The organism is Nitrospirota bacterium (genome assembly GCA_016214855.1).
In the GTDB taxonomy this organism is placed as follows: Bacteria; Nitrospirota; Thermodesulfovibrionia; order Thermodesulfovibrionales; family UBA6898; genus UBA6898.
Window position 1 is genome coordinate 518,358 of sequence record JACRMT010000004.1, and the last position, 22,374, is coordinate 540,731.

The following is a 22,374-nucleotide window of genomic DNA, read 5'->3' on the forward strand; positions in this document are numbered from 1 at the left end:
CCATGTCACGGCCGCTCTGGCAATACGAAAATAAACCGGTTGCCTTCAGACGATCCGCCAGTCTCCGATGCCGGCGGCAGACCCTCGGCCCATATCCTGCCCCCATGAATATCCACATACCGTTTGCTCAGCAGCAACGCCACATTCTCCTGCTTCCTGTCGAGCACAGCATCAAACTCTTTGTAAGGATCAAAAAACCGCGAACGTTCTTCGTTGGTCAGGCCCGGTCTTGAATCCGTGATCGTTACCTGTATGCAGTCCGGTTCAGAACAGACCTGGTCTTTGTCAGGAGCACCTTCGATGTCGTCGGAACCGGACAACCCTGCACTGTGACAGGGCACCTTTGCCGTCTCTATCAGGATCGTCCCGCTGTCAGGCGTTGCGTTTATGGCATCCGTAAGCAGGCTGACAATTACCTGTTTGATCTTGTTCTCGTCGATGGTCAATGATCGGGTATCTGCAGCAATCTGCACGGTTATGCCGATCCGGTGTTTCTTAGCCTTCTCCCGGAAGATATAGAGGGCATTGTTAAGTATATCGCTGATATTGCATTCAGAGTAATCAAGTTCCAGACTGCCCGTCTCGATCTTGCTGAGATCCAGCACCTCATTGATAAGCTTCAGGAGTTTTATGCCGCTCTGGTAAATATATCCAAGGTATTCCTTATGGTCCTCCCTAATCTCGCCGTATATCCCCTGTGACATGGCCTCAGAAAAACCGATGATGGCATTCAAAGGAGTTCTCAGATCATGGGACATATTGGCAAGAAAGGACGACTTTGCCATGTTTGCGCTTTCGGCCAGCAGCAGGGCATCCTGCAGCTTCTCGGTCCTCTCTTCCACCTTGGCTTCAAGGTCCTTCAGCAGGATGACATTTTCTATGACCGAGGCCGCATGGCTGGCAAATATTTGACAGAGATCTGACATATTGGCAGTAAAGTGGTCTTTCTGTTCGCTGTAAAAAACCATCTCGCCGATCACTGCGCAGTTCGCGCAGATCAGGGGTTGGACCATGCAGGACCGGTAACCCTGCTTGAGAGCCGCCTCGATCCCCGGCAGGGAAGTATCGGCAATCTCCATATCATTGATGATCTGAGGCAGATTCGTCTTGATCGCTGTTCCCTCAGGTCCCATGCCGTATGCTGAACCGTCCCAGGTAACTCTGATGCGCTCGAGATATCCATCGTCAAGTCCTGCGTGGGCAGCAATCCCGACATTACGGTTCCCTGCATTCAGCAGACCGATCCATGCCGCCCTGAGTCCGAAAAGCTCACGGGCATTCTCGCAGATGGCCTTATACAGGTCTTCCTCTCTTTGCAGGCCGACAAACGTGTTCATGGCCCTGTTCAGGGCCATGACGTCCTCCGTGTGCCAGGAGACCTCTCCAAACGCAGCTGCGATCTCTTCCGACATGCGGTTAAAGGCCTGGCCGAGCTCCCCGATCTCGTCAGCCGTCGCTACCTCCACATGCACGTCATATCGCCCGGCTTCTATCTGCTTCGCAGCGTTGCGCAGGGATCTGAGAGGCCCGGCAATGCTATGCCGGACAAATAAAATGACAAACCCGGACGCGGCAATAAAAAACATATAGACAAACAGCCTGACCACTTCGAATTTCTTTATCTCTTGATGATGGTCGTCGTTCAGGTGAGTAAGGAGCTTTTCCACCTTTCCCGCGAAAATAGCAAGCCCCTTATCAAAAGGGGCCAATACACGTCTTGCGTCGTCTTCCGCAGCATCAGGAGGAAGATCGGCAACTGCAGCGAGGGCTGGTCTCATGGTCCCTGACCATTGAGCAACAATGTCCGAAAACAGCACCACGGCCTCTTTATGTATGAGCCTCTCAAGACCTTCCTGGCGGTTGCCTTCCCTGATGTCGTTCAGTATCCGGTCAAACATCCCGATCTCACGGCGAAGGCGGGCAGACAGACCACTCCTCGCCGCTTCATCCATCTTCTCCACTCCCCTCTCGACCGCTCTTTGGGCGAGCCAGGCCATCTCATAGGAACGGAACCTGAGCTGCGAAGCGAAATTGATCCTGACAGCCTCACTGCCAAGGCGGCGCACCGTAGAAAGATCGGCATATAAATATAAGCCGAGGATGGATAAAAAAAGCATGCAGATAAAGATGATCTTATGTGTTATGGACGTGAAAAAAGTCATGGTGTATCTTATCACAAATAATCCGTGCAGCACAGGCAGGGAGCCGCTTCTATCTCAGCATGTCCTTGACGGGTGCCGCAGGTTTTCAGAGGCTGTATCGCTCGTAAATTTCCTGAAGCCTGGGGGCCGCTGTCCTGAATGCCGTAAGTACCCTGGGATCAAAGTGGCAAGGCAGGGTCCTGTTGTCCCCTTCGATGATGATTCTGCATGAAGTGTCGTGATCAAAGGCAGGTCGATATATCTTCTGCCTCCTCAGCGAGTCATACTGGTCTACAATGTTCAGGATCCTTCCCTCAATCGGGATGCGCTCTTCCTTCAGGCAGTAGGGATAGCCGGAGCCGTCCCATCGTTCATGATGGGTCAGGGCAATGTTCCTGCCGATCTGAAAACCCTTATACTGACCCAGGATCTGCGCACCGTAGAGCGTGTGGTTCTTTATTTCGCCAAACTCGGCGTCTGTCAGCACAGCAGGTTTCCGGAGGATGGCAGCAGGAATATAAACATTCCCGATGTCGTGGAGTTGGGACTGAAACCGGATGGCCTTGATGAACCCTTCATGCATTTTGAGGTCCTGTGCAAGCAGGGAGGCGTAATCTCCAATCCTCACGATATGCGCATCGCCATCCTCGTCACCGGCTTCTGAAACCTTGACCAGCGTACGCACGATATGCTCCAGCGCATCGTCACTGTCCGTGAGCCTCTGCAGAACGGCCTGAAGAAGAATTCCCTGTGAGGCCAGGCTCTGCATGACCCGGGCGTCATATTTCGTTGCCGTCCTCCTGTAGTTCACGGCTATGACTGAAAAGGCGCGGCTTATATAGCCTGCCACCGTCGTAACCGCTATATTCATACCGCCCAGCTCTTCGATGAGCGGGCTGAAAAGCGACTGCCTGATCTCTTCCTCTCCGGTGCAAAAGAGGCTTTTCCCTTCAACTTCAGGAAGGTCCAGACTCCAGCCCACATCAGTCGCAAGAAGCGTCCTCTTGAGTGCTCCGTCCGAAAAATAATAATATAACCATTTCCGCCTGCCCTTATCGAGAACTCCTGTCAAAACGATCTCAGGAGAAACACCTGATTCTTCCCCCTGTCCGAAGACCTTGCTGACAAGCCGGTCAAAACCGGAAAGAAGATCGGGATGGCAGGATTCAACCGCATGAATGACCTCATGCCCGAAGGACGCCATCGCGGCCATCGTTGCGTCCGCAACGCACAGTTCTTCCTGCAGATCCAGCAGCCTCAGCATGGTCTTTACCCTGGATGCGATTTCAGTCAAATGGAAGGGCTTCATGATAAAATCATCAGCTCCTGCCCCCAGTCCTCTTTGCCTGTCCTGATACGCCGCAAGGCCTGATACCATGATAATGGGAATACCTGCAATATCTTCGTCCCCCCTGATCTGCCTGCATACCTCAAGGCCGTTCATCTGCGGCATGAGCACATCCAGAATAACAAGATCGATCTTCTGTGCGTGCAGGAGGTTCAGAGCGGTCTTGCCGTCCTCTGCAATGACCACGTCATATCCCTCATAAATCAGGATTTCCCGAAACAGGGCGAGATTCACCGGTTGATCGTCAACACACAATATCCTCCTTTTTGCCGTCAGCATGCTGTTTTCCCGGGCCTCTTCTTCAAGCCTGCAGGTCCGACTGCAGATTCGTCATCTCATAGAGCATGGGCCGTTCTTTCCTGAGCGTTGCCGCCAGTGTTGCGAGATTCGTAATACCCGGGATGGTCTTTGAACCCATGTAGAATTTCGGCTCCCCTATCTGGTGGAAGCGGATCCCGAGGAGCCTGAGAAGACGGAAAAACCGGTGGTCAGCCGAAACATACGCATGGCTTGCTCCCATGCGCATGAGAGTGCCCAGGATGCTCATGCAGAGCATGAGTGTTATCTCATGGTTTTGCGAGCCGGCCGCCCCAGGCACAATAAACCGGGATATCTCAACAGCATAGTGGAGCTCACCGTGACTCGTGGTAATATGCTTCCTGGGATAGAGCTCGAAATGTCTTTCTATCGGCAGCAATATACTGCCCGGCAGGATGATGCGGGATGTACCGACCGCAATACCGGACTCGTCCAGAGCAAGGAACGGCATACTCTGTCCTTCATCGTAATCGTCCTTTTCTTCAGGCACAGCATAATCGCCCGTGGAAAGCCAGCCGAGCTCCTGGCACATGATATCAAACCTGAGCTGATAACTCTGCTGCTTCTCTTTCTCGTTCCCCGCCAAGATTACCTTCACCGCCATATCGCACCTTCCTTTCATAATCAAGAGGATAGGGAAACAGTTCAAAGGGGCAGAGCTCAGCCTGTATGGGAAGCCTCCGGAAGGCGTCGATGCAGGCCTGCTCTGCGGCATGACTTATGCCACAGTCCTCTTTCATCTGGATTTTCAGAGAAACGCCGCTCCCGGCGACTTCAATCACAAAGCTGCCCGTTGACATTGAAGCAAGCTCATGAGATGCATAGAGCAGTTCCTTTACCTCTTCAACATGAAGACCCAGCACCTGCACCCCCCTTCCAAAGTGTGCAAGGATTGCAGATCCTTTTTCCGGAGCAAGGCCGCGATACCCCGCAGCCTTCAGGCTGCGATTGACCTGTTCGATGGACAATATCCTACCCCTGTCCCCGCAGCGGCACCTGAGAAGCGGGAGGATTCTGTCAGGATCGACTGTGGTCAGGAGGATCGCTTCGAACGCATTGCCGGGTTCCCTGATCGTCTCGACGAAGATCTTGCTTTCATCGAACGCAAACAGCATCGGACAGAAACCCGTATCCCCGAAGATGGTCTGCAGCAGGTTCCGGTCCTGGAACAGGAGGTTGCGCAGCAGTACGGTTTCCTCGGTCTCATAGAAATAATGCAGACCGAGTTCAGCCATGCCCATGGACGAGAAGACGCGCCTGCAGCCGACAATGCCTTCGATATAGGTCCTGTAGCTTTCAGGCACCCATTCTCCGCCGACCATGATGAAGAGAGGCAGGTGTTCCCAGGAAACAGCGTGCTGCACCCCGTATTCAATGAGGTTTTTTATGAAGAGCGGCTCGCCGACAAGGATGATCTGCTCAAAGCTGCTTCCAAGGGACTGTATCATTGATACAGCGGTATCCATGCGCACACCTATGGAGGCAACCGTTGCCGTAGTCGACCAGAGCGACAGAGCACCAGGCAGCAGGTTGAGAATAAGAGTTTTCTTTTTCTTTGTGCTGAACCTGTCCTGGAGGAATGCCTCAATGGCAAGAGACGACTTTCTCATCTCCGCGTCGCTGAAGAGTCCGTATGAGAAGTCCGTGCCGGTTGAGCCTGAACTGGGCACGATGCTCCTGACCTTGAACAAGGGCACCGAATGGATAGCCTGTGCGATAAATGCCCTGCCGGTGACAGGGAGCTCGTCAAGGCTCCTGATCTTGAGGGGGTCTATCCCTTTGGCCTCAACATATTTGCGGTACGCCGGCCATTTCTTGATCGATCTTTTTACCTGGAGAATCGCTTCATGATCCATTTGCACCCTTCCCTGAACAGCGTGATTATCAATCTCAGGGTTAGGTTATAGAATGCAGTTGAGAATTATTACCCCCCGATGGGGGAGAGGGCTGATAAAAGCGGGGTAATGCATCCCCCACCCGGAGGAGACAGGAACTTTATTGCTTTCTCAACTCCTTTATGACGGCCGAGACAAGCGACGTTCTGTTGTTCACACCGAACTTTCCGAAGATGTTTTCAAGATGCTGCTTGGCTGTAGAGGCCTTGACCGAAAGCCGTTCTGCGAGTTCCCGTGTCTCGGCAATGCCGTCTTCAACCATGAGTCTGAGCAGTTCTTCCTCTTTCTTTGTCAGTCCGAGGGACATGAGTCTTGCCCAGTTCAAGGGAACACTCTTCCTGGCCTCAATGGCCTTTTTGACCGCACGCAGGATCTCCTCTGTTTTGAAGGGTTTGGTAAAGTAATCCACCACGCCCTTCTTCACTGCGTCAATCGCGCTGTCAGCGCTCGGATAGGCAGTGATGACAATGACGGATGTTTCAGGGCAGTGTTCTGAAACATAGCGTACCAATTCTCTGCCTCCCTGGACAGGCATGATGAGGTCAGTAATGACCACGTCAAACCTCTGCCTTTTAAGGAGTTCGACAGCCTCTGCGCTCGTCCGTGCAGACAGGGTCGCATACCCTGAACTGCTCAGGATAAAGGTGAGGTTCCTCCTCAGAATATCTTCGTCTTCTGCAATAAGAATGTCAGCCATGGAAATCCTTTGGAAAGGATACCATAACAGAGGTGCCTTTTCCGGCCTCACTCTGCAACCGCATGTCGCCTCCGTATTTTTTCGCGATCTCCCTGCAGATCGTCAGTCCCAGGCCCGCTCCTTCAGGCTTCGATGTCTGGAACGGTGCAAAGATCCTGTTCATTCGCCCCTCTGGTATTCCGCATCCTGTATCGCTCACCTTCAAACTGACAATATCATCCCTCTCCCCTGTGCTGATCACAACCTGTTTCCTGGCAGATGAAAGCATGGCATCCTCCGCGTTCTTGATGAGGTTCAGCAGGATCTGCTTGATATGGCCGGGGTAGCAGGCTATCGGGGAGAGGTTCGGATAAAGCTCGGGGGTAATTGATATACCCTTGCCCTTGAGCCTCCTCTGGGTCATATGGATAATCTTTATGATCTCCGTATTCATGTCAACGGCCTGGATAACGGAATCATCCGCCCGGTACACCTCGAGGATACCCTTTACGATCCCGGACATCCTTTCTATCTCCTCATGAACATCCTTGAGCACATCCTGCCTGTATTCGCGGTCCACGCGTATATTGTTCAGGATATAGAGGGCAGTCTCGATATTTGCGAGCGAATTATTGATCTCATGGGCTATCTCGGCAGCAACCATGCCCTTTGCTGCAAACCGCTCTGCCTCGATGAGCCTGCCGGCCATCTCGCGCTCCAGGGTGATGTCCCTTGCAATGAGCATGAGGCCGGTGACGCGGCCGTTATCTCTCACCGGCGTAGAGTTGATCGAAAGGATGAGGCGGCCGCCGTCCCTTTTCTTCATGACAACTTCAACGACCGTGGGATCGCCTGCAAGGCTTTCCCTGAGCCTGGCTGCAGCCGCATCACGTCCCGCATCATCAATCAGGGAAAAAATGTGCTGCCCTATGACCTCGTCATGGCCATATCCGGAAAGTTCGATCCCCTTCTTGTTCAGGGCGGTTATTCTGCCTCCTGCATCAACAAAACATATGATGTCGCTCGCATTCTCCATAAGGTCACGGTATTTTTCCCCGGACGCCCGCAGGTCCTCATAAGCGTTCTGGAGCTTCGCATGATTCTCCTCGAGGTGAACAAGGGCATCTTCGAGCGCCTCCCTGCGGCCTGCTGTTCCCCGCCTGATCCTGAATGGCCTGGTCTCCCAGGTCAGGCGGTATAAGCAGCTCTCTGCGCCAAACACCGTATCGTTCAGTCTGAACGTCCCGGTATCCGACACCGAGCCTATGACATGCTGTGCGCAGCCGCATTCTGATTCAAGGACATGCCCCTGTACGTCAAGCGCATAGACCCTGTCATGATATCTCCCGAGTTCCTGCACCGGCACTACGCACTGCACCTCTGCAACCGCTGTTTCGCCCTGGCCGAAGAGTTCTGAGGCAAGGCTGAACATGCCCTGGTTGAACAGGCACGCGCCCCGTGTCTGCCTGCCCTTCACCCTCAGTTCCACAAGAGCACTGTTCTTTGTCGTTTCCCTGACCGTTATCTGCACGATATCTTTCGTAAAATAGCGCGCGATCTTCGGGGCATACCGCACGAGCCGTTCAGGAGTAACAAAGAGATTAAAGAGGATGTTGACAATGCCAAGAGATTTGAGCGATACCACGCTCCTGCCGATATGAAAGAGGACCCGCTCATCGTCGAAGAGTTCCACAAGGCGGTTTTCAAGGACGCGCTCGATATCCCAGGGGATCCAGTTATCCGGGTTGGCAAGGTAAGGCCCGTCATATGGAAGTCCCTTCAGAAGGGGCTCCAATAATTCCTGCCTCGTATTCTTTATATAGGTCAGAAATGCAGCTGTGATCCTGCAGCTCACTTCATGCATAACTGTCTGAAACGCAATCCTTACTTATGCGCTTTGCAGCGGCCTGCGCTAATGAGACAGGCTAATCTTTTCCGCCGTATTTGTGAACAGCCTCTACCATGGCAATAGCATTCTCAACCGGCGTCTCCGGAAGGATACCGTGCCCGAGGTTGAAGATATGCCCCCTCGCCGGTTCTGCCTTGAAGAGAATATCCTTCACCCGGTCCTCGATATGTTCTTTAGGCGCAAACAGCACCAATGGATCGAGGTTTCCCTGGATCGAATATTTCTTGCCCAGTTTCTTTGCAGCCTTTGCCATATCAACGCGCCAGTCAATGCCGATGACATCTGCCCCGCATTTTTTTACGATCTTGAGAAGGCCGGCGCAGTCGTTAACAAAATAAATAACCGGCACGTCGAACTTCTTAAGCGCCTTGATGGCTGCCTTCACATGAGGGAAGATACTATTCTCATAGTCGTAGGGCGCGAGGATGCCTGCCCATGAATCGAAGAGCTGCACAGCCTGGGCGCCTGCCTTGATCTGGGCAGAAAGATATTCAATAACCGTTGCCGTGATCTTTTCCATGAGCGCCTTGAAGAGACCGGGGTTCTGATACATCATCTTCTTGGTATGCATGAAGTTCTTCGAGCTGCCGCCTTCGATAATATATGTTGCAAGCGTCCAGGGCGCACCCGAAAAACCGATAAGAGGCACCTTCAGTTCCTTTCTCAGGATCTTGATGGTATCGAGCACAAAGGGCATGCTGTCCTCAGTGTCAGGGATGATCAGTCTGTCAACGCCTGCCTTGGTCCTGACAGGATCAGCAAGGATAGGGCCCTTCCTGTCATGGAACTCAAGCGGCATGCCCATAGCCTCAACAGCGATCAAAATGTCGGAGAAGAGGATCGCAGCATCAACACCGAGGATATCGATCGGCTGGAGCGTAACCTTGGCAGCAAGCTCGGGAGTCTTGCAAAGCGTAAGAAAATCGACCTTTGAGCGCACCTCCTGATATTCCGGCATATACCTGCCTGCCTGTCTCATCAGCCAGACCGGCGTATAATCCACCTTTTCTCCGCGGCATGCCTTCAAAAATGTATCGTTCATTGTTCCACCTTTTCCCTTTCAAGTCTTTTCGGTTTATAGCTGCAGAATGGTTCTTCTTCGAGATAATCTCCATACACGGAATAGGCCCGCGCCCTGCAGCCCCCGCAGACGTTTACATATTCACAGGATCCGCACCTGCCCTTGTATTTCTTGAAATCGCGGAGGTCCTTGAAGAGTTCCGAACCCTCCCAGATCTCCTTGAATGATTTTTCTCTCACGTTGCCTGCAGGCAGGTTGAAGTAGCTGCAGGGCAGGACATTGCCGTCAACATCGATCAGGCAGATGAGCTGGCCGGCAAGACATCCCTTGGACCCGCCGGTCGAAAATTTAAGCGTCCTCTTCTTGAACTTCTCGCCATCCTCTTTTGCCCTCTGGAGCGTTACGCGGTAATAGTGCGGAGCGCAGGTAGGCCTGACCAGAAGGAGGTCCTCTTCCTTTTCCATGTCATAGTGCCAGTCGAGGATCTTGTCATAGTCCTCTTTGGATATGAGCTCGTTCATGATCTCCTCGCCCCTGCCTGTCGGCACGATCATGAACATGTACCATGCGGTGGCGCCGAGCTCCTTGGCAAGCTTGTACACCAGCGGGATCTGCTCCTGGTTCCTTTTGGTAAAAGACGAGTTGATAATGAACTCAATGCCGTGTTTCCTGAAGAGCTTTGCGGCGTTGATCGTCCCTGCAAAGGCGCCTTTCTCGCTCCTGAAATCGTCATGTACGGTCTCGTCAGCGCCGTCAAGACTGAGAGAGACGATCCTGATGCCTGACCCTTTGATCTTTTCGCAGATATCGTCAGTCACGAGCGTGCCGTTGGTTGCAAGGCACATCCTGAGACCTTTACTGGTTCCGTATTGTGCGATCTCAAAGACATCTTTTCTGGTAAGCGGCTCGCCCCCTGAAAGGACAACGACCGGCTGGGCATAACTGACAATATCATCCAGAACTCTGTATGCTTCTTCAGTTGAAAAATCAGGGTGGCCCTGCATTTCCATCTCTGATGAAGACCGGCAGTGCACACAGCGCAGGTTGCAACGGCGCGTGATCTCCCATGCTATCCATTTTGGGGTGAATTCCATCTATCCTCCGGGGAAATACCTGTTTTGATCAGTCTATTATACTCTTGATGCAGGCAATTTTTCATCAAAGATATGTTCTGCAACAACTCCCAGAAGCCGCGGGAATGTCTTCCGGTCAAGCGCAGAGATCGCAACAGCGTCATAGCGGAGCAGGAGATTTTCCTCCTCTTCCCTGCTGATGCGGTCTATCTTGTTGAAAACATAGACCCGCTGTTTGTTCAGGAGATCAAGGTCAGAGAGTATCTTTTCGACCGATGCGATCTGCTGTTCGTAGCGCGGGTTAGACGCATCCACAACATGCAGGAGCAGGTCGGCATCCTCGAGTTCCTCAAGCGTTGCCTTGAATGCTGACATGAGATCCTTCGGCAGGTCCCTGATAAAACCTACCGTATCCGTAATGATCACTTCGCGGTCCCGCGGAAATCTGAGCCTTCTGCTTGCCGTGTCCAGGGTCGCAAAGAGTTTATCCTCAACAAAGGTGTCACTGCTGGTAAGCGCATTGAGGAGCGTTGATTTGCCGGCATTCGTATAACCGATAATAGAAACGATCGGCAGTCTGTTCTCCAGCCTCCGCGCCTTCCTCTGCCGCCGCGCCTCGCTCAGCTGCTTCAGTTCTTTATCAAGAAGATTTATCCTTTCCCTGACACGCCTCCTGTCGATCTCGAGCTTCATCTCTCCAGGCCCCCTGCCGCCGACGCCTCCCATAAGGCGGGACATGGCCGTGCCTTTTCCTGCAAGCCGCGGCAGCCGGTATTTAAGCTGGGCCAGCTCCACCTGCACCTTGCCGTCCCTGCTGTGGGCGCGGCGGGCAAAGATATCGAGGATAAGTTGCGACCGGTCAATGACCTTCAGCTCGGTCATGGCACTGATCGTCTTGATCTGGGAAGGCGACAGGTCCTGGTCAAAGACCAGAAGCGTGGCGCCCCTGTTCATGGCATTGATCACCAGTTCCCTGATCTTGCCCTCACCCATGAGATGCCGGGAACTGATCTCCCGGGGACGCTGGATGACCGTATCGAGAACAATGACATCGCTCGACTGCGCAAGCTCGCGGAGTTCTGCCATGGAATCCTCCAACTCGTGCTTCGGCCTTGTCGAAACGCTGACCAAAATAGCCCGCTCTTTCTGTCCGCCGGCATCAGGCCTGCCGGATGAGGAGCCCACATCGAGTACGCGGACCTTTTCGGCCTCTTCCTCAAATGAACTGACAAAGGCCTCAAAATCAAAGCTCAGGGAATAGATATCTTCGGGCTGCAGCACGCTATAGGGCTTGGCGCCGCCGACAGGGTCGAGATGGGCGATATAGAGCTTATCAGGCTGTCCGGCCTTAATGCCAAGCGCGGCAATCAGATCGAACCTCAAAAGAGAAAGGTCAGTCAGGTCGTCATGGGTCAGAGGTTCATTATTGAGGTGTGTATGGATGAATCTGAGGCCTCGCAAATGCTTTCTGCCGAGCGGGAAGTCGTCAAGGTTCGGGAGAAAAAGGCCCTTTGCCTCACCGACGATAACATGGCTTATTTCTCCCTTCCGGGTCACGAGTATGCCTATCTGTTTCTTAAGCTCGGCGGATATGCCTGCTATGTATTTGGCAAGCTCGATGGTGATGATATCATTATGCATGCGCCGGCGATAGATCCTTTCGAGAGAATGGATCTGACCGCCCTTCAAACCTGAGAGATGACCGTAAAGTTGCGGGATACTCGCCTCCCTGAAAATAGATTTTATCTGCAAAAGAACATATAATGTTCAGTTTTACTGTATCATTGTAACATACAGCACCGCAGCGAATATAAGAAGGAGTAACCAAATTGAAGATGATCGCCCACCATACCATTGCCGGCAAGACCCTGCGACTGATCCAGGGTGACATTACGCATCGGGATGTCGATGCTATTGTCAACGCTGCCAACTCCTCTTTGCAGCATGGCGGAGGAGTAGCAGGTGCAATCGTGCGCAAAGGCGGTCAGGTCATTCAGGACGAAAGCAACAAGATCGCCCCGGTGGCTGTAGGACATGCTGCAATAACAGGCGCAGGCAGGCTGCCGGCAAAGTTCGTTATTCATGCGGTTGGGCCAATGATGGGAGAAGGGGATGAGGACAGCAAGCTGAAAAATGCCATCATGAACAGTCTCAAGCTTGCCTCGGAAAATAAACTTTCGAGCATATCCTTTCCTGCCATAAGCGCAGGCATCTTCGGTTTTCCCAAAGGCAAGTGTGCAAAGCTGCTCATAGGGGAGGCAGTGACCTTCCTGAAAAAACATAAAGAGAGCAGTCTGGCGGATGTAGAATTCTGCATCTACGACGATGAGACTCTCGATCATTTCAAAAAGGAATTTGATAAGCTGAAATAGGGACTTCCTCGGCGGGTTACGATGAATCAGACAAAAACCCCGGCATCATTGCGATGACGCCTGCCATGCTCCTGAGTATATCGTAATACGGCAGGGATGGGTCACAATTACCATCGTTCCACACGACTCACTGGTTTTTATGCAGTCTTCCAATGAAGGGCAAGCTTCTTGTGTGACGAGGCACAATCTCGCAGGTATAGATTGATGAGCGTCTGGTAGGGGACGCCACTTTCCTGCGCAAGAGTCTTAAAGTAGCTGATTGTGCCTTCATCCATCCTGAGAGTTACTTGACGTTTGAGTCTGCTGGCATAGGGATTTTTGGTTGCCTTGGAAAAATCGTATTCTTTTCTCATATTCATCACCTTTCCCAATAACGTTTTTGTTCTGTGCGAGTCGCTTTCCGCGCAGAGATGATTCGAATAACATCATCGCTTTCCCGATAACAATGGCAAACAACCATCAGACGAATAGAGGCGCTCAATCCGAGAAGAATAAATCGATCCTCGTCACCTGAATGGTCCGGATCATGAATCATCAAGGCATTTTCATCAACGAACACTGTCTGTGCCTCTTCAAAAGATATCCCATGCTTCCTATGGTTTGCGATGTTCTTTTCATTGTTCCAGTCAAATCTGATATCAGCCATATATTTACATTGTAAATATATGGTAATGACTTGTCAAATTGATTTATGGAGATGAATCGAAAAGTTGAATGAAGGAGTAAACATTAAATGCGGCCATCTTTTCTCAGTCTTTTAACCATTTCATCATAACTGATCAAAGGCTCCGCAACTCTTCCTTCAAATGCAGCAAAATCCTCGGAGTCTTCTGCCATTGCTTGCCTGACAGCGTTGTTAATAAGCTCTGATACCGATGTAGATGTCTCGACAGCCTTTAGCCGAAGCGCTTTATGCAAAAGGGGTTCCAAATATACCGTAGCTCTTTTGGCTTGCGTTCCCATATGACACCTCCTGATGTGGCTATATATATTTTAGCACCATAACGTCAATGACGTTTTATCGGCGATCTCGCTGAATAGTGCCGGATTGAATCCTTAGGAGCCGACCGCCGGGCGATGCACCTGATCATGGGAGACACCGCCCATTTCGGCAGACTCATCATAAAGCCGGCTGTAACCCTCGGCGTAGTCATGATCCCTGCATAGTTTCTGGAAGCATTGCAATGCGTCGCTGTGGACCGGCAGGTTGTCGTCCGTCATCTCAACTTTTATTATCCCGCGCAGTACAAAGCTCGAACAGTTTTTCCACTTCGTGGCTCAACAAAGGATATCTTACGTTATCCAAGCTGCCCATTTGAAGAAGCTGCTGAGGAGAAAAATCAGATACTTTTTTCAAGAGCAAATAAAAACTCAATGGAAATTCATGTTCTATCCAATTCTTTCTAAATCCCGTAATGCCATATTGTTTCAATATCTGCTCTAACTGGATAGTATGCATTCTTACGAATTCCCACAGACTCAGGGTCGCGACAAAGGCCTCATTGACCTCATCAATATATTTGCCTGGTTCATAGTCCTTATATTCCTGGATGGTTATAATTAAATTGTCATTTTCTCGGATAGCATAGCTCCACTTGTAGCTGCCAGGTTCATTTAATATTGGGAAGTCTGTGCTGGGCAAATAATAGTCCGGCGGCCGAAGAGGATTTGGATGGGAATTAGGAGGGGTTATGTACATGCGGATCATACTCAACAGATTTGACGTTATATCACCCAGAACATCGGTTGCATAAGCTGCAGTTATAAAAAATTCTCGGCCATTTTCCTCAAGATATATATCGAGCCAGCCACTGCCAGTCAGAGCTATTTCATATTTCATCCAATAACTCCTTAACCATTAAAGACTTCTTATTCATTTTACAGATAATGCGGCAGTTGAGCGGCCCCGAAGGGGGTCTGACTCGAACTCCTGGTTCTCCCTCTCGACCCGCTCGTTGGGAAACAGCATTCTTGCCGAATGTCCCTGGCTGACTTCACGCAATCTATAAATTTAGTCAGCGTAGTCAAGAACGTACTCGCTCGTCCCCGACAACAAACGCGCCGTGTCCCAGCCGTCCGGTGCACGCATTATTGGGCGCCTTTCATTTTTTAGACCTATTTTTAGAAGTCGAACTATCTTCTTGCAGCCACGCTTCATATAACTTTGCATTCTTCCTTTGAATTGCTCGCCTGCTGCGCTCAAAAGCCTTGTGTTGCTCTGGCGTGAGTCCAACTTTCGCGGGATAAGCACCACCAAAAATAACAGGCGGTAATTTTGCTTCAATGAGTTGGTCATTTAACATATCACCGACTTCTTTTGTAAATCTTGAGCCTTTGTCCATCAGTTTCTGAATTTGAATTAATCGTTGATGACCAGCAGCTTCTTGAGCTGAAAGAGCGTATCCCTCAGCAGCCGACAATGAGTTTGTTATCATATCTATACTGAAATAGACATCATGGAACGCCAAAGTTGCAGCCTTCAAGTAAGCTATATTTGCATTGTGGTAATCCCCATACTCGCGATAGACATCAGCCATTAGCTGATGAACGAGCGCCGCATTCCTAGTTGAAATGACAGATTTCCAAGTTCCTTTCTCAATACGCCGTTGCAGGCGAGCCAGACGATTTAGCGCAGCCTGAGTGTAACCCCTTTTATTGACTCCTGCATAAATAATGTCCTATACTTTGGGCAGGAGGTGAGAGATGAGACCTCAGGGAAGCCCAAAGGAATTGGAACAAAGACGGCAACGTGCCATTGCTCTGCTTCAGGAAGGATACCAGCCTGTTGATGTAGCCGGCATGCTTGGAGTAGAACGCCGAAGCGTGCGGCGCTGGAAGGCAACACATCGCAAAAAAGGTGAAAAAGGCATTCAAGCCAAGCAAGCATCGGGGAGACCATCCAAACTTAACAGCAAAGATTTTCGAAAACTTGAGAAGTCGTTGCTTAAGGGATCGAAGAAGGCCGGATTTCCGACAGACCTCTGGACCTGTCCTCGGATTGCACAGCTTATCCAGTCTCTTTTTGGCGTTAACTACCATGTGGATCATATTGGCCGTATACTCCATGATCTTGGGTGGTCGCCCCAGAAACCGGAACGCCGGGCCATAGAGCGCAACGAAGCAAGAATCAAAGAATGGATAAAGGTTGACTGGCCACACATTAAAAAAAAGCTGCCAGACTGAAAGCGCATATCGTCTTTATCGACGAAAGCGGCATGATGATGGCACCTCTGGTCAGGAGAACCTGGAGTCCTCGTGGTCAAACTCCCATCCTGTACCAAAAAACCTGTTCTCATAAGAAAGTCTCTGTTATCGGCGCCCTCTGCATTGCACCTCGTAAAAATCAGCTCAGCATGTATTTTCGACTTCATCCAGATGTCAACATCGCATCTGACGCCGTCAAGGCCTTTCTTCGCTGTCTTCTGAAGGAACTGCCAGGACAGATCATTATCGTATGGGATCGTTTTCAGCCTCATCGTTCAAAAAAGGTGCAGAGCCTGCTGGCTATCAGGCCACAGCGTCTGCATTTCGATTACTTTCCTCCCTATGCGCCAGAGCTTAACCCTGTAGAATATGTCTGGGCTCATACAAAAATGAATCCCATGGCGAATGCCACAGCAATGGAGTTGGATACCCTTGCAACTGGCACTCGCAGCAGTATGCGCTCATTACAGAAAAAACAGCACCTGCTCCGTGCATTCATCAAAAAAAGTGGACTTTCTTTACGTCTCAAATAGGACATTACTTATGCAGCTATCAATAGCTGACTTTTTTGCTGTTGCAATTTCTCTCAGCCAATAGTCGCGATCTATCAGTTTCAATTTATACATCCTTTTCCCTTAGAATGCGGCACCCAATGCGGCAGTGAGCGGCCCCCGAAGGGGAGTCCGTTCGAGTGGCAGGTTCTCCCCGCAGCGTAGCGTAGGGGAGAAACAGACACGAGCCGCTCACTGCCGCATTCTTTCCCGGAGCGAAGCGGAGGGAGAGAACCAGTGATTAGCGAGTTAACTCGATAACGACGGCAATTTCCATCTCCGTTGCCTCGACAAAAAAACGATGCAGTCGTAACTAACTGATTTATTATATTAATCTGACTGACTAATATTCCGTTTGAGGTATTATCGGGTTTTCTGCTCATTATGCGGCACCCAAGATCGCAGAGCGCATTGAGGCTGTTATCAAAAATAATAGACTGTGGATGTGTGGTGACAGAGGCAGAGGGAAAAGGCCATTAACGATTTTGACTTCAAAAGTCCTATTGATGTCCCCTTGCACTCATCCCCTCCAATACTGAGGTTAATATATCAAGCAGGTTCTTCCGGCGTCAATACAAATATGCAGGCTGCTGAAAGGCTTCAGTTATAAGGGAAACTCACCATTAAATCTCCCCTCTCCCCTCTTTGCTAAAGAGGGGAATTATGCCTCCCCCCTTTCTGCCAACATAAGTGAAACAGTGACCCCCGAATAATTTAATGTATAAGGGCGAGGAAGGAACAGGGGTTATGGACTCCATGACAGACGAACAGATAGTGCCGGAGGTGGAAGTGACAGCAAAGGCAGAGCGGCGGCGGTTCAGCGCGGAGTATAAGAGGAAGATACTGAAGGCTGCAGATGCATGTCGGCTTCCGGGGGAACTGGGAGAGCTGCTGAGAAAGGAGGGGTTGTATTCCTCCAACCTTACGGCATGGCGGGCGACCCTGAAGCGAAGTGAACTTGCCGGGCTTGCCCCTAAGAAGCGCGGTCCGAAGGTAGTGGTCAAGGACGCCCGTGATCGGCGAATAGCGGACCTTGAGCGGGAGACCAGGAAATGGAAAGCACGCGCCGAGCGAGCTGAGGCGCTGGTGGACCTCCAAAAAAAAGTCTCGGAAATTCTGGAGATAGCTCTGCCGGAGTCGGAAGAGAAAAAGTGATACGCGCTATCGCAGAGATGGGTCCTCAGTTGGGTGTGGCTCCTGCATGTGCTGCTATGGGGTTGCCTCGTTCTACCTACTATCGGCACCGGAGCCCCCGGCCCCATAAGGCCAGTCATAGCACTCCAGCCAGGACCCTTACCCTGGATGAGCGGCAGGAGGTTCTGGCGGTGCTTCACGATCCGCGTTTCGTCGACGATGCTCCCGGGCAGGTCTACGCTGCCCTGCTTGATGAGGGCCGGTACCTGTGTTCGGAGCGAACCATGTACCGCATACTTGCCAACAATGCCGAGATACGCGAAAGGCGCAATCAGTTGCGGCATCCGGTCTACCGCAAACCCGAGCTGTTGGCCACGGCGCCAAACCAGGTATGGTCTTGGGACATCACCAAACTGCTTGGCCCGGTGAAATGGACCTATTACTATCTCTACGTTATCCTCGATATCTTCAGCCGGTACGTTCCGGGCTGGCTGCTGGCAAGGGTGGAAAGTGCCGCTTTGGCTAAACAGCTCATCGGGGAAACCTGCCTGAGGCAGGGAATCTCGCAGGATCAGCTTACTATACACTCTGATCGGGGTCCGTCCATGACCAGCAAGACCGTGGCCCTGCTGTTGGCTGATCTCGGAGTTACTAAATCCCTCAGTCGGCCTCACGTCTCCAACGACAACCCTTATTCGGAGGCCCAGTTCAAGACGCTTAAGTATCGCCCCGGCTTTCCCGGCCGCTTTGGATCTGAGCAGGACGGCAGAGCTCATTGCCAGGCCTTCTTTGCCTGGTATAACACCGGGCACCGGCATTCGGGTATCGGTATGATGACGCCTGAGTCGGTACATTACGGCCGCGCTTCTCATATTAATTCGGCAAGACAGAGGACTTTGGACATGGCTTATGCACTCCATCCAGAGAGGTTCGTCAAACGCCCGCCGTCACCGCCGGAATTGCCGGCAGCAGTCTGGATCAACCCTCCAGCAGAGAAAACGGCTCTCCAGAATGCCCCAGGATCGCAGTTCGTGACAGCAGCCGATTCGCAGTATGCCCCATCGGAAGGTGATTGGGACCTCATCACCGAGGCTTCTTCAGAAAAGGTCCTACAGTAAATGGCCATGGTCACTGTCTCAAAATCGTTGACAGGTTCCGCCCTTGCTTAAAGAACCTACTGTTGGTTGGCAAAGGCCTGTCCCCGAATGGGGAGAGGTTAGGAGGGATTTTGCTAATAAAATCTGTCCTCTGAAACCTGACCTGAAATACCCGCCTAAAAAAGAAAGCCCCGGAAAACATCCTGGCGTTTTCCGGGGCATAATCAGGCTTACGTTATAAAAATTATTATTCGTCCATATCCTGCATGGGCTTGATGAACTTGAAATAAACCATGGTCCAGTTGCCTAAAATAATGGCAATCGTTGCAGCGATGCTGCCGATCGAAAGTGTCGTTGCACCGGTCAGGGCCTGTCCGACGTTGCAACCTCCTGCTGCTGCAGCGCCAAAGCCCATCATCACGCTGCCGCCAAGCACGGTAAGCAGTTCCTTGGCATCACGCGGCGTCTTCCAGGTAAACTCTTTCAGGATCTTGGCGCTGATGGCAGCCCCGATGGGCACACCAATTATATAGAACGATGCCCAGGTCACCTTAAAGTCACCCAGTGCGAACATGGGGAAGAACTTTGACCGTGCGTCCCCTGTCAGAAGCGTAAAGAATACCTCACCGGTAGGCGTTGTGAAATTCAGTCCGCGTGCAAATCCCGGGGAACCCCAGTATTCCGAAGCCCAGAACGTAAGGATGCCAGAAAGACCCACCAGCACGGCGGTCACAGACCAGTAGAAGCCTTTTGATTTCTTGATCGCAAAGGGCTTGCTCTTCAGGGCAAAGGCGCAGAGCACAACACTGATCACGGCGATAACAATCCACTTTATCATCAAACTGTCACCAATAAGTCCGGGCAGCGTCATGCTGGGCGGACCGACCTGTACGCTTCTGAGCATGTCATAGACCGGCTTGAGAACGCCGTTTGTGGTCATTCCTATGCCGAGGAAAAACCCCAGCACCGCAACCCAGGAGGCCATCTGTCCTTCGCCCATACGGTAGACGATACCGCTGCCGCAGCCACCGGCAAGCACGATACCGAGGCCAAAAACATACCCGCCAATAATGTTGGCCAGAGGATAAAACGACTGGGCCTTGAGATGAATGATCTCCATGTCATGCAACACGTTGGATCCGATCACCATAATTACAAGCGCAAGCAAATAGGCGTGAAAAACCGTGAAGTCCTTGATGAAAATGGTGTCTCTGAAAGCACTGTTCATGCAGAATCTGCCCTTCTGCAGGATAAAACCGAACAGCGCACCGATTAAGAGTCCGGAAATGATAAAACCAAATGTTACCTGCGGTAAAGCGTCCGCTACACCTTCCATATTTACCCCCCGATAAAAAATTTAGTGTGTTAAATTATCACAGCAGGGGGGTTTTGTCAACGAAGGGAATATATAAAAAAAGCTTATAAATCTATGAGTTAAACCTGTTCATGGCCTTCTCAACACCCTGCTCCAAAATACAGGAAATCGCGTCGCCAGCCCTCGCCACAACCTCTTTTATCAGTGCCTGTTCCTCTTTCCTGAACTTCGCAAGCACATAATCCTCTGTGGGAACGAGAGGATCGCGGCCAATACCTATCCTGACCCTGATAAACTCCTGAGTGCCGAGATTCTGCATCACTGATTCGACACCTCTGTGGCCTCCTGCTGATCCTCTCTTGCTGATCTTCAACCTTCCTGATGCAAGATCAAGATCGTCCTGAATGACGACAATATGTTCCGGCAGAATCGTATACCGGGAGAAGACCTTTCTGACCGCGCTGCCGCTCCTGTTCATAAACGTCAACGGCTCCATCAGGACGACCTTCTGGCCGCTGATGGAGCCGCTGCATGCCCTGTATTCTGTCTTTTCCCTGAAGCTCAGGCCCAGGCTCTCGGCAAGCCGGTCCAGGACCATGAACCCGATATTATGCCGCGTCTTTGCGTATCGGCTACCAGGATTGCCAAGGCCGACAAGAAGCCACAAAAACTATTTCCCCTTCTTCTCCGGTGCAGCTGCGCCTTCTTCCTCTTTCTTGCCCTTCTTGGCAACTTCAGGCTCAGCAACAACCGGTGCAGCCTCTACTGCAGGCGCAACTTCCTCAATAGCCTCAACAATGTTAACAATGACATCATGCCCATCAGTGAGGATCTTGATCCCTTCCTCAAGCCTCAGGTCGCTCACATGGATTGCCTGGCCGATCTCGAGCTTCGATATATCGATGTCGATCTTGCCGGGTATCTTGTCAGGAAGGCACTCGATCATGATCTCCCTGAGCGGATGCTGGAGAATGCCGCCGTCCCGCTTGACGCCGACAGGCTCACCGTGGGTCGCAACATGGACCGTGATCTTGATTGACTCTGTCAGTGAAACCTCAAAGAAATCGGTATGCAGAAGCTCGCTTCTGACCGGGTCAACCTGGAAATCCTTGAGCAGCGCAAGCTTATTGACGCCGTCAGCGAACTGAAGATCGACCATGACCTGCTCTCCTCCCACCGAGTTGATAAGCTTTGCAAGCTCTTTTCTTACGAGCTGGATCGACTGCGCATTGCCCGCCCGGTACAACGTTGCCGGCACCTTGCCGTCCCTTCTGAGTGTGCGGGCAGCTCCCTTGCCCCTCCCTTCCCTCACTTCCGCCTGTATACTCATCTTTTCCATCTTATCCTCCTATACAAATAGTGTACTTAACGTTGTTTCTTCGTGTATTCTCTTGATCGCTTCGCCCACAATGGGCGCAATGCTCAGAACTTTCAGTTTGCTGCACTGCTCCTTCTTGCTGTCAAGGGCAATCGTGTTCGTGACGATCAGCGCCTCAATAGGGGAATTGTTGATCCTCTCGATCGCAGGACCCGACAGCACCGCATGAGTGCAGGCAGCAGATACCTTTCTTGCGCCCTTTGCCATAAGCGCTGACGCTGCCTGAGCCATGGTGCCTGCCGTGTCAACCATGTCGTCAAGCAGCAGGGTGTCCTTGCCCTGCACGTCACCTATCACATTCATGATCTCACACTCATTCGCTTTCTCGCGCCGTTTGTCAACGATCGCGATCGTGCAGTTTAGCCTCTTGGCAAATGCCCTGGCCCTTTCAACACCGCCTGCGTCAGGTGAGACAATGACCAGATTGTTCGTGTCGAACTGTTCATTCATATAGTCAAGCAATACCGGCGCAGCATAAAGGTTATCAACCGGGATGTTGAAAAAGCCCTGGATCTGCCCGGCATGCAGATCAACAGTAAGAACCCTGTTCGTGCCGACAGCATTAATAAGGTCTGCAACCATCTTTGCCGAAATCGGCACCCTCGGCTGGACCTTTCTGTCCTGACGCGCGTAACCATAATACGGGATAACAGCAGTTATTCTCCCGGCTGATGCGCGCTTAAGGGCATCGACTATGAGCAGGAGCTCGACAAGATGATCGTTGACCGGCACGGATGTAGACTGTATTACAAAGACATCCGAGCCGCGCACATTTTCGTTAATGCGGACCATGATCTCGCCGTCACTGAACGTCGAAAGGGTCAGATCTGCAAGCTGAGAGTTCAGCTTACCGGCAACCTCTGTTGCCAGTTCCCTGTTTGATGAGCCTGAAAAAATCTTTAATCCCTGCGGCATTCTTTCTCCTTGTATGCATTACCGGTG

The 22,374-nt window shown here is 51.5% G+C and carries 20 protein-coding genes and 1 pseudogene; 4 read left to right on the forward strand and 17 right to left on the reverse strand.

The genetic code is table 11. From position 1 onward, the window contains the following. Positions 1-5: 5 nt before the first annotated feature. From HZB62_04640 to hflX, 9 genes are all read right to left on the reverse strand, one after another. The gene (locus HZB62_04640) at positions 6-2,162 is read right to left on the reverse strand and encodes a HAMP domain-containing protein (protein MBI5074440.1); all 2,157 of its coding nucleotides are present in this window, start codon (positions 2,160-2,162) and stop codon (positions 6-8) included. A gap of 85 nt (positions 2,163-2,247) precedes the next feature. Continuing rightward, a complete protein-coding gene (locus tag HZB62_04645) occupies positions 2,248-3,768 on the reverse strand; it encodes a response regulator (protein ID MBI5074441.1) in 1,521 nt (506 codons plus the stop codon). Positions 3,769-3,790: 22 nt separating this feature from the next. Next, positions 3,791-4,393 carry a hypothetical protein gene (locus tag HZB62_04650; GenBank protein ID MBI5074442.1) on the reverse strand — a complete coding sequence of 201 codons (603 nt, stop codon included), beginning with the start codon at positions 4,391-4,393 and terminating at the stop codon, positions 3,791-3,793. Beyond that, complete coding sequence (locus HZB62_04655) at positions 4,344-5,663, reverse strand: hypothetical protein (protein ID MBI5074443.1); 1,320 nt, start codon at positions 5,661-5,663, stop codon at positions 4,344-4,346. Before HZB62_04655 ends, HZB62_04650 begins: the two co-directional genes overlap by 50 nt. A 139-nt stretch (positions 5,664-5,802) precedes the next feature. Next, positions 5,803-6,399, reverse strand: a complete 597-nt coding sequence (locus tag HZB62_04660; GenBank protein ID MBI5074444.1) for a response regulator — start codon at positions 6,397-6,399, stop codon at positions 5,803-5,805. Then, positions 6,392-8,242 carry a PAS domain S-box protein gene (locus HZB62_04665; GenBank protein ID MBI5074445.1) on the reverse strand — a complete coding sequence of 617 codons (1,851 nt, stop codon included), beginning with the start codon at positions 8,240-8,242 and terminating at the stop codon, positions 6,392-6,394. Before HZB62_04665 ends, HZB62_04660 begins: the two co-directional genes overlap by 8 nt. A gap of 61 nt (positions 8,243-8,303) precedes the next feature. Next, positions 8,304-9,329 carry a uroporphyrinogen decarboxylase gene (locus HZB62_04670; protein MBI5074446.1) on the reverse strand — a complete coding sequence of 342 codons (1,026 nt, stop codon included), beginning with the start codon at positions 9,327-9,329 and terminating at the stop codon, positions 8,304-8,306. Next, complete coding sequence (locus HZB62_04675) at positions 9,326-10,402, reverse strand: radical SAM protein (GenBank protein ID MBI5074447.1); 1,077 nt, start codon at positions 10,400-10,402, stop codon at positions 9,326-9,328. Before HZB62_04675 ends, HZB62_04670 begins: the two co-directional genes overlap by 4 nt. A gap of 36 nt (positions 10,403-10,438) precedes the next feature. Further along, the gene (gene hflX / locus HZB62_04680) at positions 10,439-12,022 is read right to left on the reverse strand and encodes a GTPase HflX (protein ID MBI5074448.1); all 1,584 of its coding nucleotides are present in this window, start codon (positions 12,020-12,022) and stop codon (positions 10,439-10,441) included. 194 nt (positions 12,023-12,216) lie between these two features. Between hflX and HZB62_04685 the strand changes: the two genes are divergently transcribed. Further along, positions 12,217-12,753: a macro domain-containing protein gene (locus HZB62_04685; GenBank protein MBI5074449.1), complete on the forward strand. Its 537-nt coding sequence runs from the start codon at positions 12,217-12,219 to the stop codon at positions 12,751-12,753. Positions 12,754-12,890: 137 nt separating this feature from the next. On the opposite strand, the gene HZB62_04690 is transcribed toward HZB62_04685, so the two are convergent. The 4 genes from HZB62_04690 to HZB62_04705 form a co-directional block, all read right to left on the reverse strand. Next, positions 12,891-13,106, reverse strand: coding sequence for a BrnA antitoxin family protein (locus HZB62_04690; protein ID MBI5074450.1), 216 nt, complete (start codon positions 13,104-13,106; stop codon positions 12,891-12,893). 5 nt (positions 13,107-13,111) lie between these two features. Continuing rightward, positions 13,112-13,399 carry a BrnT family toxin gene (locus tag HZB62_04695; GenBank protein MBI5074451.1) on the reverse strand — a complete coding sequence of 96 codons (288 nt, stop codon included), beginning with the start codon at positions 13,397-13,399 and terminating at the stop codon, positions 13,112-13,114. 576 nt (positions 13,400-13,975) lie between these two features. Beyond that, positions 13,976-14,593, reverse strand: a complete 618-nt coding sequence (locus tag HZB62_04700) for a hypothetical protein (GenBank protein ID MBI5074452.1) — start codon at positions 14,591-14,593, stop codon at positions 13,976-13,978. Between the two features lie 262 nt (positions 14,594-14,855). Beyond that, a complete protein-coding gene (locus HZB62_04705; protein MBI5074453.1) occupies positions 14,856-15,290 on the reverse strand; it encodes a hypothetical protein in 435 nt (144 codons plus the stop codon). A 166-nt stretch (positions 15,291-15,456) separates the two neighbouring features. On the opposite strand from HZB62_04705, the gene HZB62_04710 reads away from it, so the two are divergent. The 3 genes and pseudogenes from HZB62_04710 (at position 15,457) to HZB62_04720 (ending at position 18,646) form a co-directional block, all read left to right on the forward strand. After that, positions 15,457-15,936 carry an IS630 family transposase gene (locus tag HZB62_04710; protein ID MBI5074454.1) on the forward strand — a complete coding sequence of 160 codons (480 nt, stop codon included), beginning with the start codon at positions 15,457-15,459 and terminating at the stop codon, positions 15,934-15,936. Positions 15,937-15,968: 32 nt separating this feature from the next. Next, entirely contained in the window at positions 15,969-16,490 is a 522-nt protein-coding gene (locus HZB62_04715) for a transposase (GenBank protein MBI5074455.1), read from the forward strand. Positions 16,491-17,255: 765 nt separating this feature from the next. Next, positions 17,256-18,646, forward strand: a pseudogene (locus tag HZB62_04720) (IS3 family transposase). Between the two features lie 340 nt (positions 18,647-18,986). Here the strand turns inward: HZB62_04720 and HZB62_04725 are convergent. The 4 genes from HZB62_04725 to HZB62_04740 all read right to left on the reverse strand — a co-directional run bounded on the left by HZB62_04725 (position 18,987) and on the right by HZB62_04740 (position 22,347). Next, positions 18,987-20,075 (reverse strand): YeeE/YedE family protein, encoded by a 1,089-nt coding sequence (locus HZB62_04725; protein MBI5074456.1) that lies wholly within the window; start codon positions 20,073-20,075, stop codon positions 18,987-18,989. Positions 20,076-20,166: 91 nt separating this feature from the next. Then, positions 20,167-20,721 (reverse strand): aminoacyl-tRNA hydrolase, encoded by a 555-nt coding sequence (locus tag HZB62_04730; GenBank protein MBI5074457.1) that lies wholly within the window; start codon positions 20,719-20,721, stop codon positions 20,167-20,169. A 3-nt stretch (positions 20,722-20,724) separates the two neighbouring features. Next, entirely contained in the window at positions 20,725-21,393 is a 669-nt protein-coding gene (locus HZB62_04735; GenBank protein MBI5074458.1) for a 50S ribosomal protein L25, read from the reverse strand. A 9-nt stretch (positions 21,394-21,402) separates the two neighbouring features. Continuing rightward, complete coding sequence (locus tag HZB62_04740) at positions 21,403-22,347, reverse strand: ribose-phosphate pyrophosphokinase (GenBank protein ID MBI5074459.1); 945 nt, start codon at positions 22,345-22,347, stop codon at positions 21,403-21,405. Positions 22,348-22,374 lie beyond the last annotated feature (27 nt).